Origin of the sequence: Nioella sp., from assembly GCF_964229645.1 — a bacterium.
GTDB lineage: Bacteria > Pseudomonadota > Alphaproteobacteria > Rhodobacterales > Rhodobacteraceae > Nioella.
The window spans coordinates 1-10,795 of record NZ_CAXREX010000229.1 but is presented as its reverse complement, the minus strand read 5'-3'; the positions used below and the strand labels follow the sequence as shown (position 1 = coordinate 10,795).

Sequence of the window (10,795 nt, the reverse complement as noted above, 5' to 3'; positions counted from 1 at the left end):
GCCGATTGCGCCGATGCCCCGCCGATCCTCTGGGCGCTTGGCGATCCTGGCCTGCTCGACCGACCGATGCTGGCCATGGTGGGCACGCGCAACGCCTCGTCGCTTGGCGCGCGCATGGCGCGGCGGCTGGCGGCGGACCTGTCACAGGCGGGCTTCGTCATCGTCTCGGGCCTTGCGCGCGGGATCGACGCGCTGGCCCATCACGCGGCGCTGGAGGGCGGGACCATCGCCGTACAGGCGGGCGGGCTGGACGTGCTCTACCCGGCGGAAAACGCCGACCTCGCCCATGACATCGCCCGAAAGGGCCTTCGCCTGTCGGAACATCCCTTCGGGCTGGAACCGCAAGCGCGCCATTTCCCGCAGCGCAACCGGATCGTGTCCGGCCTGGCGCGCGCCGTCATCGTGGTCGAGGCGGCGGCGCGCTCGGGGTCGCTCATCACCGCGAAGAACGCGCTCGACCAGGGGCGCGAGGTCATGGCGGTGCCCGGCCACCCGATGGATACCCGCGCCTCGGGCTGCAACTGGCTGATCCGCGACGGGGCCACGCTGGTGCGCGGGGCCGAGGACGTGATCGAGGCCATAGGCCCGGCGACGCCACGCCAGGCAGACCTTCCGCTGCCCGAGCCCGCCGAGATTCCACAGCAGCCCGAACGCCCCTGGCGCGACCGCGCCGCGTTGAATGCCCGCATTCTCGACCGGCTCGGCCCCGCCCCCGTGGCCGAAGATCAGCTCTTGCGCGACCTGGGCGTCAGCACGGGCGAAGGGGCTGCGTCGCTCGCCGCGCTGGAACTGGAGGGCAACGTGATCCGTCAGCCCGGCGGGCTTATCGCGCTCCTGCCCGCTCAGCAGAGCGGTTCTTCGAAGAAGGCGCCATAGTTTCGGCAATCCCAGCCCCACCACCAGGCATCCGTGGCGCCGATGGAGTATTCCACGATCTGCCAATAGGTGCCGGGACGGTAGAGATAGGCCTGGACCGTGGGCCCGTCGATCAGGTCGGGCGGGGTGCCTTCGACGGTGACAAGCGGGCTGGTCGCAAGGTCGATGGGCGCCCCGCCGGGGCGCTGCGCCCAAAGGTTGGCCACCGCGCGGCGGTCCTCGACCAGAAGCGTTTCGACCACGAATTCCACCGGCCCGCCGAAGCGCGGCTCCACATCGCGGCGCAGCACGTCCAGAAGCTCGGCCCGCAGCGCGCTGCCCGGGGGCGGCTCCACCGGATCGGCGCAGGCAATGGGCGGGGCAGACAAGCAAAGGGCCAGAACAAGAGCGGCGCGCATGGGCAAAATCCCTGATGAAGAATGGATGCAGTGTCTTTTTCCGATGACGCATTGACAAGCCCTGCCAGCAGGCCACATGTTCCCGCGCCACCCGTTATCCGCTTTCCAAAGGTCATTCTGAATGCCAGTCGTCGTCGTCGAATCCCCGGCTAAAGCCAAGACAATCAACAAATATCTCGGGGATGACTTCACTGTTCTGGCCTCTTACGGCCATGTGCGCGACCTGCCCCCGAAAGACGGATCGGTGAACCCCGAGCAGGATTTCGAGATGCTGTGGGAGGTCGGAAACGACTCGAAAAAGCACGTCAAGGCGATCGCCGATGCGCTGAAAGACGACGACACGCTCATCCTTGCCACCGACCCCGACCGCGAGGGCGAGGCGATCAGCTGGCACTTGCAGGAGGCGCTGACCAAGCGCCGCGCGATCAAGAAGACGACCGAGGTGAGCCGCGTGGTGTTCAACGCGATCACCAAGTCCGCCGTGACCGAGGCGATGAAGCATCCCCGCCAGGTCGACGAGCCGCTGGTGCAGGCCTATCTCGCGCGCCGGGCGCTCGATTACCTCGTGGGTTTCAACCTCTCGCCGGTGCTGTGGCGCAAGCTGCCCGGTGCGCGCTCGGCTGGCCGGGTGCAGTCGGTCTGCCTGCGGCTGATCGTGGAACGCGAGATGGAGATCGAGGCCTTCAAGGCGCGCGAATACTGGTCGGTGCGGGCGGTGCTGGAAACCCCGCGCGGGCAGCAGTTCGAAGCCCGCCTGACGGTTCTGGGTGGCAAGAAGCGCGACCGTTACGACCTCGACAGCGAGGCGTCAGCCGGACTTGCGGTGCACGCGGTGTCCTCCCGGGCGCTGAGCGTGCGCGCGGTCGAGGCCAAGCCCTCGATGCGCAACCCCTCGGCGCCCTTCATGACCTCGACCCTGCAACAGGAAGCCAGCCGCAAGTTCGGCATGGGCGCGCGCCAGACGATGAACGCGGCGCAACGGCTCTACGAGGCGGGCCATATCACCTACATGCGGACCGACGGGATCGACATGGCGCCCGAGGCGGTGATGGCCGCGCGCGACGCGATCAAGGATCGCTACGGCGCCGAATACCTGCCCGACAGCCCGCGCATGTACAAAAACAAGGCCAAGAACGCGCAGGAAGCCCACGAATGCATCCGCCCCACGGACATGACGAAGGACCCAGCCTCCTTACGCGTGTCCGAGGCCGACCAGAAGAAGCTTTATGACCTGATCTGGAAGCGCACGATTGCCAGCCAGATGGAGGCCGCGCGGCTGGAACGCACCACCGTCGACATCGTCAGCGACGACGACCAGGTGGAACTGCGCGCCACCGGGCAGGTGGTGCTCTTCGACGGGTTCATGAAGGTCTACGAGGAAGGGCGCGATGACGACGCAGGCTCCGAGGACGACCGCCGCCTGCCGCAGATCACCCAGGGCGACAAGCTCAAAAAGGTGAGCGCCGCCATGCGCGACGAGCATGCCCGCCTGACGGCCGATGGCAAGGCGCTCCTGTCTGACGAGGGCGCCGTTCTGGGCCAGCAGCATTTCACGCAGCCGCCCCCGCGCTACACCGAGGCGACGCTGGTCAAGAAGATGGAAGAGCTGGGGATCGGCCGGCCCTCGACCTATGCCAGCATCGTGACCACGATCCAGGACCGTGAATATGTCCGCAAGGACAAGAACCGCCTGTTCCCCGAGGACAAGGGCCGGATCGTCACGATCTTCCTGCTGAATTTCTTCCGCAAATACGTGGGCTACGAGTTCACCGCGGAACTGGAGGAAGAGCTTGACGAGATCTCGGCGGGCGATCTGGACTACAAGGCCGTGCTGGCGAAATTCTGGCGCGATTTCTCCGCCGCGATCGCCGAAACCTCGGAATTGCGGATCACCGAAGTGCTCGACAAGCTCGACGAGGCGCTGGCCCCGCAGCTCTACCCGCCCCGCGAGGATGGCAGCGATCCGCGCCAGTGCCCGCTGTGCGGCGAGGGCAGCCTGCACCTCAAGACCTCGCGCACTGGCGGTTTCGTGGGTTGCTCGCGCTACCCCGAATGCCGCTACACCCGCCCCATCGGCGGCGATGCCGACGCACAGGCGGGCGACAAGGTTCTGGGCTATGACGAGGGCGAGGCGGTGACCCTGCGCTCGGGCCGGTTCGGGCCTTACGTGCAGAAGGGCGAGGCCAGCGAGGAAAACCCCAAGCCGCCGCGCGCCTCGCTGCCCAAGGGGTGGTCGGCCGACGCGATGGACCTCGACAAGGCGCTGACGCTGCTCAGCCTGCCGCGAGAGATCGGCCCGCACCCCGAAGACGGCAACATGATCAGCGCCAATTTCGGCCGGTTCGGGCCTTACGTGATGCATCAGGCCGAGGGCGACGCAAAACCCACCTATGCCAACCTGCGCGACCCCAACGACGTATTCGAGATCGGCATGAACCGCGCGGTTGAGGTCCTGGCCGAGAAACGTTCGCGCGGGGCCGGACGGGGCCGCGCGGCGGCCGAGCCGCTGAAGGCGCTTGGCGAGCATCCCGATCGGGGTGGGGCGGTCAACGTGATGGATGGGCGCTATGGGCCTTACGTCAAGTGGGAGAAGGTCAATGCGACGATTCCCAAGGACGTGAAGCCCGAGGATGTGACCATGGAGATGGCCGTGGCGCTAATCGCCGAACGCGAAGCCCAGGGCGGCAAGAAGAGACCTGCGAAGAAGAAGAACGCCAAGTAAGGACAAGGCATTTTCCGGCACGGAAAATGATCGAAATCCGGCGCGGATTTCGGGCCCCGCACGGTGATGCCGGGCAGGGCCTGTTTTCCGCGTCGGAAAACAGCCGGAAATCCGTGCCGGATTTCTCTCTTGCGCGATGACTTGATCTTCCCGCCTCGGCCACCGACATGACATCAGGCCACAGCCCTGCAAGGATCCCATGACCGAGATTGCCCCCCTCATCCCCCGCCCCGACGTTCTGGATTTCCTTCTGACGCGCCGCTCGCGCCCGGCCAAGACACTGACGACCCCGGTGCCGGATCGCGCGGGGCTGGAGACCCTGCTTGCGGCCGCCGCCCGCAGCCCCGATCACGGCAAGCTGGAGCCTTGGCGGTTCATCGTGCTGGAACGTGGGGCCAACCTGCGCCTGGCCGAGTTGACCCGCAGCAAGGGGGCCGCGGCCGGGATCGAGCCTGAAAAGGTGGAAAAGAACGCCCGGTCCTTCGCGGATGCGCATCTGGTTGTGGCCGTGGTGGCGAGCCCGAAACCATCGGACAAGGTGCCCGAGGTCGAACAGGTGCTGAGCGCGGGCGCGGTCTGCCTGGCTCTTGTCAACGCGGGGCTTGCCGCGGGTTGGGGCGCCAACTGGCTCACGGGCTGGATGGCCTTCGACCGGCCCTTCCTGAGCGAAGGGCTTTGCCTTGCCGACACCGAATTCGTGGCCGGCTTCATTCACCTGGGCACCGAAACCGCGATCCCGCCCGAGCGCCCGCGCCCGGAACTGGCCGCGATCACCACCTGGCTCGACGCATGATCCTCGACGACTTTCTCAAGGCGCTCCGCCAGTTGTCCGACCCGCGGTTCCTGCGCGTGCTCGTGACCGGGCTGGCGCTGACCATCGCTCTGCTGGTGGGGCTCTACTGGGTCTTGAGCATGGCCATCGGCTGGCTCATCCCCGACACGCTGAGCCTGCCCTGGATCGGCGAGAGCGGCGGCATCGACGCGGCCCTGTCCTGGGCAGCGATCCCTGTGATGCTGCTGGCCTCGGTGTTCCTGATGGTGCCCGTTGCCTCGGCCTTCACGGGCATTTTCCTCGACCAGATCGCAGACGCGGTCGAAGACCGCCATTACCCCACGCTGCCCCCGGCGCGCAGGCTCGGGCTGGCCGAGGGGCTTGTCGACGCGCTGAAATTCCTTGGCGTGGTGCTGGCCGTGAACCTGGTGGCCCTGTTGGCCTATCTTCTGTTCGCGCCGATCGCGCCGCTTCTGTTCTGGGGTATCAACGGCATCCTTCTGGGCCGCGAATACGCGCAGCTTGTGGCGCTGCGCCGTCTCGATGCCTCGGGCGCTGCGAAGTTCCGCAAGCGCCATCGTGGCCAGATTTTCGTTGCTGGCGTGCTGATGGCCGTGCCGCTAACGATCCCGGTCGTGAACCTCCTGGTTCCGATCCTCGGCGCGGCCACCTTCACCCATCTCTATCACCGGCTCAGTCAAGCTCCCCGCCGAAGCGCGTGAAGAGATCGAAGCTTTCGACGGTGATCTTGCCCGACAGGATCAGCGCGACCAGCACGCCCCAGATCGGCACAGCGACGATGCTGGTGATCAGGAACTTACGCTTGATCTGAAGCTCGTCCGGGGCCGACGAGGGCGTGCCCGGCACCACGTTTCCGGTGTCGCCCTGGGTCTTGAGCCGCAGGGGCAGCACCACGAAGAGCGTCATGAACCACACGACCGCCAGCAGGACGAGGCCTGAAAACCAGCCCATCAGACCTGCTCCAGCTCGACGAGCGTGCCGGTGAAGTCTTTCGGGTGCAGAAAGAGCACGGGCTTGCCATGGGCGCCGATCTTGGGCTCTCCGGTGCCCAGAACGCGTGCACCCGCGGCTTTCAGCTGGTCGCGTGCGGCCAGGATATCCTCGACCTCGTAGCAGATGTGATGGATCCCGCCCGAAGGGTTCTTTTCAAGAAATCCCGCGATTGGGCTGTTATCGCCCAGGGGGTAGAGCAGCTCGATCTTTGTATTGGGCAGTTCGATGAACACCACCGTAACGCCGTGGTCGGGCTCGTCCTGCGGCGGGTTCACCTTGGCACCGAGCGTGTCGCGATACTGCGCCGACGCGGCATCGAGGTCGGGCACGGCAATGGCCACGTGGTTCAGGCGTCCGATCATGGGGCTGTCTCCTCTGGTTCTTCTGCGCGTGCATATGGGGGCTGGAGCGGGGGCTTGGCAAGCGGCCCATCGCCGCGCCCTCTGACGTTAACCGACTGTCAACCTTGGCCGGGTCTAATCGTGGACGGAATCGCCTTGGGGGGCTTTTGGACATGGACAAGGATCATCGCAGCACCGGGGAAGACATCCCCTTCTTTCACCCCACGCCCACGGCGGAACGCCCGCTGGCGGGCATGACCATCCTGGTGGTGGAGGACAGCCGCTTCGCGTCAGAGGCGCTGCGCCTTATGTGCCTGCGCTCGGGCGCGCGCATCCGCCGGGCCGATTGCCTGGCCTCGGCACACCGCCATCTCAACACCTATCGGCCCACGGTCGCGGTGGTCGATCTCGGCCTGCCCGACGGGTCGGGCCTGACCCTGATCGCGGAAATGCATCGCGACAGCACCAGGGTGCCCGTGCGTCTGGCCACTTCGGGCGCGGCCCGGGCCGAGGCCGAACGCGCCGCGCTGCAAGCGGGTGCCGACGGGTTCCTGCCCAAGCCGGTCGAAAGCCTGGGCGCCTTCCAGTCGGAAATTCTGCGCCACCTGCCCGCCGAGATGCACCCGCGTGGCCCGCGCGACCTCGCGGCAGCCGCGTTGGAGCCTGACCGCCTGGCGCTGCGCGAAGACCTGGGCCATGCCCTGTCGCTGCTCAATTCCGACAGCCTGCCCACGGGCTACCTGCGCCGGTTTCTTCTGGGGCTTGCCCGCAGCGCGCATGATGACGGGCTGGAGGAAACCGCCCGCGCCCTGCCCGCGCGCCTTGCCCATGAAGACCGCGCCAACCTGCGTGCGCTCCTGGCGGACCGGGTGGCGGGGCTGGCCGCCGTCTAGCGGGGCAGGCCCGGATCAGATGTCACGCGCACCAGGCGCGTCAGATCGGACAGGCTTTCGCGCTGCCCGCCCTTGGCATCGAAATTCGACGGGTGCAGCCACGCCCGATAGGCCTCGCGCAGCGCTGGCCACTCGGTGTCGATACAGGCAAACCACGCGGTGTCGCGGTTGCGGCCCTTCACGACGGCGGCCTGACGGAAGATGCCCTCGTAGCTGAAACCAAGCCGTTGGGCGGCCCGGCGCGAGGGAATGTTCAGCGCGTCGCATTTCCACTCGTAGCGCCGGTAACCTGCCTCGAAGGCCCATTCCATCATCAGGAAAAGCGCCTCGGTCGCTGCCCGGCTGCGCTGCAACTCGGGGGCGAAATTGATGTGGCCAACCTCGATCGAGCCCGCCTCGGGCGTGATGCGCAGGTAACTGGCAACCCCACCGAAATGTCCCGTCTCGCGGTTCTGAATCGCGTAGAAGAGCGGATCGTCCCCGGCGGTAATGGATCGGACCCATCTGTGATAGGCCGCCGCCGAGGAAAAGGGTCCGTAGGGCAGGTAATCCCAGATCGCGTCATCGGCGGAATTTGCGCGATGCAGGTCGGCGGCATGGGCATCCGCCTCCAGCCGAACGAGCCGCGCATAGCGCCCCTCCAGAACTCCCATTGGCGGGCGTGGTGGTGGTGTCCACCCCTCCAGCCTGACCCCGAACCGCTTCTCTGCCATTATCACCATCCCCTTGCTATCCGGCAGGAAAGGCGAAAGCACGCACAGGTGCAAGCGTCAACGCAGAAGACCGGGATCAGCGCCCAGTTCGAGCCCCGGGAAAACCAGGCGCTCCAGCACGGCACGCTCGGTGCCGAATAGCCCGCGCATCGCCCAGGCTGCATAGGCGCGCACGTCACAGGTGGGCATCAGGTCACGCCCTTCGTAAAGCGCCCCCTCACCTACCCCTGGCCAATCGCCCAGAACCCGCCCGCCGCGCAGCGCCCCGCCCGCCATGATCAACGCGCTGCCGGTGCCGTGATCGGTGCCGCCCGAGCCATTCTGATGCACCGTGCGGCCAAATTCCGTCATCGCCAGCACCGTGGTACGCGACCAGTCCGGCCCCAACCCGTCGCGCAGGGTCAGGATCGACGTGGACAGAGCCCGCAGCGCCCGCCCGATCACGTTGGCCTGGGCGCGATGCGTGTCCCAACCGCCGATCGAGAACGTGGCGATACGGGCATCCTCGCGCAGCCGTTCGGCCGCGAAGGCGGCCAAGGCATCTGGCCCCGCATTGCGCCCGGCCAGCGCCATGCCCTCGGCCATCATCTGGGCAGCGTCCTGGCCCTCCATGTCGGCGGCGGCGAAATCCCCATGCAAGAGGGCCGAGTAAAAGGCCGCATCCTCGTAGGCCGCCGAGAAAAGCGAATCGTCGTGGTAGACCATGCCCAGAAGATCCGCCGTCGCGGGCGACAGGGCCAGCCGCGTGGCCGGCGACCAGGCCACGGCGGGCGCGGCCCCGCGCAGGATCAGCGCCTCCTGCTGGCCCACGGCCAGCGCCATGTCGCGCCGCGCGCCGGGGATGGTCTGGACCAGCCGGTTGAGCCATCCGTCCGGATGCGTGCCCCCCGCCGTCCCGGCCCCGGTGCCCGCCTCCAGCAGGTCCTGACCGTCGAAATGGCTGCGCGCGTCGCGATAGGGGGTGGACACCGCATGGGCGAAGCCCAACTCCCCCGCCTGCCACAGGGGCAGCAGGTCCCCCAGCCTCTCGTGCAGGGCGAAGAACCCGTCGAGGTCATGGGCCCCCGCCCCGGGGCCGATCGCGAAGTCGGGCCGGGCCGCTTGCAGGCCCGGATCACCATAGGGCTGCACGAGGTCGAGCCCATCCATCGCCCCGCGCAGGATGATCACCACAAGCCGGTTATCGGTGGGCAGAGAGGCGAAGGCCACCGGCGTCACCAGCGGGCTTGCCGCCGCAGAGCAGCCCAGGGCGGCGGAGCGCAGCAGAAGGTCTCGGCGCGACATGCGGGTCATCGGCTCAACTCCTCTGGAAAGCGGGCGCAGACAGGATGATGCCCAGCCCCTCGGCCCGTGTTTCGGCCCGTGCAGCGGCACGGCGCAGCGCGTCATCCGCGAATTCGCCAAGCGCCGTGGTCACGAAGTCGCGCGGGTCGGGCAGGATGCGCAACAGGTCTGACGGCGCGGCCATTGCCCAACCGATCCGCGCGGCCAGAACCTGCGGCCGGATCCATTCCCGGTCGTCGTCAAAGAACCCGTCGGGGCCGGACGCCCCCTGCCAGGGCTGGCCCATCACCTGCATCGGGCGCAAGGCAAGGCGGGTGATGCGCTCGGGCCGGGCGGTGGCGATGGTCGCGGCGGGCACAGCCAGCGCGCGAAGCGCGGAGACGAGGTAGTGTAAAGGCCGCTTCACACGCCCCGGAGCCGGGTCCCAGGCGGCGGGATCGTCCAGCATGGTGCGCATCACCGCCATAAGATCACCACCGGTTTCCAGCCAGCGTTCGGCCATTGCCTCGACAAGGCCGGGTTCGGGACGATCGGACAGGAAGTGATCGGCAAGCTTTCCGCTGAGATGCCGCGCGGTCTCGGGCCGAACGGCAAGGTCACGCAGGGCCGCGCGGATGTCGGCCAACCGCGCCTGTGCCTCGCTGCCATAGAGGGTGCCAAGGATCGTCTCGCCCCCCGGTTCGGCATTGTTGGGGCGGAACGCCAGCTGGCCGTCCCGGTCGAAGCCCAGGCCGGTCAGCAGTTCCGCCATCTGGCGCACGTCATCCTGGCTGTATCCGGACCCCGCCCCCAACGTGTGCAGTTCCAGCAACTCGCGCGCGAGGTTTTCGTTCAGATCGCCCCCACGCCTTTGCCCCACGACGGAATTGGGCCCGATCGAGCGTTCCTGGTCGAGATAGAGGATCATCACCGGGTGAAGGATCGCCGCCTCCAGCATGTCGGAGAAGCGGCCTGCCACATGCGGGCGAATGGCCTCGTCGACATAGGCCGCGATGCCACCGCGCATGAAGGCGCGTTCGCCAACGGTGGTGAAATGATCGGCCCAGAACCAGGCCAGCCGCTCTCGCAACCCTTGCGCGGGCGAGGCCGCCACGCCGCGGGCCAGGGTGGTGGCAAGCTGCAAGGTGATATCGGCGCGCATCTGCCTGCGGATCGCGCGGAAGGCTTGCTCAGCCTCGTCGCTGTCGCGGCGCGCGCGCTGCGCATCGCGATAGGCCAGCGCGGCCACCGTCCGTTCGGCATAGCTGTCCATCGGGAAGGCCCGCGCCACGGCATCCGGGCCGGAAAGCGCGGACAGGATCGCTTCGGGCGCCGCACCCCCGCCCTGCGGAGACAGACCGGTGCCGAACCGGATCGCCGCGATCGTTTCCAGCGCACTCATGCCGGGCCCTCTTCGTCACCACCAACCACCTGTCTTGCAGTCTTACACGAAAGGACGCGGGATTTCCGCCGGAATGGGGCATGGAGAGCAAAAAAGGAAACCCCCCGGCGGGGATCCGCCGGGGGTTCGATACAGCTCGCTTTTGAGCAGCGTCAGTCCTGCGGGATGATCCGCAGCCCCAGTTCCATCAGCTGTTCGGGGCTGGGGTCCGACGGCGCGTTCATCATCAGGTCTTCCGCGCGCTGGTTCATCGGGAAGAGCATCACTTCGCGGATATTGGCCTCGTCGGCCAGCAGCATCACGATGCGGTCGATCCCGGCAGCGCAGCCCCCGTGCGGCGGTGCGCCATACTGGAACGCGTTGACCATGCCGCCGAAGCGCTTGCGCACCTCGTCTTCGCC

12 protein-coding genes are annotated in these 10,795 nt (G+C 67.4%); 5 read left to right on the top strand and 7 right to left on the bottom strand.

Features of this window, described 5'->3' with window-relative positions:
• The coding region (dprA, locus tag ACEQXV_RS15400) for a DNA-processing protein DprA (protein ID WP_370269919.1) at positions 1 to 876 on the top strand (876 nt) is incomplete at its 5' end.
• Here dprA and ACEQXV_RS15395 read toward each other — a convergent pair.
• Positions 843 to 1,274: a hypothetical protein gene (locus ACEQXV_RS15395; protein ID WP_370251402.1), complete on the bottom strand. Its 432-nt coding sequence runs from the start codon at positions 1,272 to 1,274 to the stop codon at positions 843 to 845. The genes dprA and ACEQXV_RS15395 overlap by 34 nt on opposite strands.
• 121 nt (positions 1,275 to 1,395) lie before the next feature.
• Between ACEQXV_RS15395 and topA the strand changes: the two genes are divergently transcribed.
• The 3 genes from topA (at position 1,396) to ACEQXV_RS15380 (ending at position 5,490) form a co-directional block, all read left to right on the top strand.
• On the top strand, positions 1,396 to 3,996 hold the full coding sequence (topA, locus tag ACEQXV_RS15390; RefSeq protein ID WP_370269918.1) for a type I DNA topoisomerase: 2,601 nt from the start codon (positions 1,396 to 1,398) through the stop codon (positions 3,994 to 3,996).
• 199 nt (positions 3,997 to 4,195) lie between these two features.
• Positions 4,196 to 4,789, top strand: a complete 594-nt coding sequence (locus tag ACEQXV_RS15385; protein WP_370269915.1) for a nitroreductase — start codon at positions 4,196 to 4,198, stop codon at positions 4,787 to 4,789.
• Positions 4,786 to 5,490: an EI24 domain-containing protein gene (locus tag ACEQXV_RS15380; RefSeq protein ID WP_370269914.1), complete on the top strand. Its 705-nt coding sequence runs from the start codon at positions 4,786 to 4,788 to the stop codon at positions 5,488 to 5,490. Before ACEQXV_RS15385 ends, ACEQXV_RS15380 begins: the two co-directional genes overlap by 4 nt.
• Here the strand turns inward: ACEQXV_RS15380 and ACEQXV_RS15375 are convergent.
• Entirely contained in the window at positions 5,462 to 5,740 is a 279-nt protein-coding gene (locus tag ACEQXV_RS15375) for a DUF1467 family protein (protein ID WP_370251760.1), read from the bottom strand. The two genes, ACEQXV_RS15380 and ACEQXV_RS15375, sit on opposite strands and share 29 nt — an antisense overlap.
• The gene (mce, locus tag ACEQXV_RS15370; protein ID WP_370251762.1) at positions 5,740 to 6,144 is read right to left on the bottom strand and encodes a methylmalonyl-CoA epimerase; all 405 of its coding nucleotides are present in this window, start codon (positions 6,142 to 6,144) and stop codon (positions 5,740 to 5,742) included. Before mce ends, ACEQXV_RS15375 begins: the two co-directional genes overlap by 1 nt.
• A 152-nt stretch (positions 6,145 to 6,296) precedes the next feature.
• On the opposite strand from mce, the gene ACEQXV_RS15365 reads away from it, so the two are divergent.
• On the top strand, positions 6,297 to 7,016 hold the full coding sequence (locus tag ACEQXV_RS15365; RefSeq protein WP_370269913.1) for a response regulator: 720 nt from the start codon (positions 6,297 to 6,299) through the stop codon (positions 7,014 to 7,016).
• Here ACEQXV_RS15365 and ACEQXV_RS15360 read toward each other — a convergent pair.
• The 4 genes from ACEQXV_RS15360 to ACEQXV_RS15345 form a co-directional block, all read right to left on the bottom strand.
• Complete coding sequence (locus tag ACEQXV_RS15360) at positions 7,013 to 7,729, bottom strand: GNAT family N-acetyltransferase (RefSeq protein WP_370251766.1); 717 nt, start codon at positions 7,727 to 7,729, stop codon at positions 7,013 to 7,015. The two genes, ACEQXV_RS15365 and ACEQXV_RS15360, sit on opposite strands and share 4 nt — an antisense overlap.
• 57 nt (positions 7,730 to 7,786) lie before the next feature.
• The gene (locus ACEQXV_RS15355; protein ID WP_370269911.1) at positions 7,787 to 9,022 is read right to left on the bottom strand and encodes a DUF1501 domain-containing protein; all 1,236 of its coding nucleotides are present in this window, start codon (positions 9,020 to 9,022) and stop codon (positions 7,787 to 7,789) included.
• A gap of 4 nt (positions 9,023 to 9,026) precedes the next feature.
• Positions 9,027 to 10,394, bottom strand: a complete 1,368-nt coding sequence (locus ACEQXV_RS15350; protein WP_370269910.1) for a DUF1800 family protein — start codon at positions 10,392 to 10,394, stop codon at positions 9,027 to 9,029.
• 152 nt (positions 10,395 to 10,546) lie between these two features.
• Positions 10,547 to 10,795, bottom strand: a 249-nt coding sequence (locus tag ACEQXV_RS15345) for an amino acid--tRNA ligase-related protein (RefSeq protein WP_370269909.1), incomplete at its 5' end; no start/stop codon positions are given.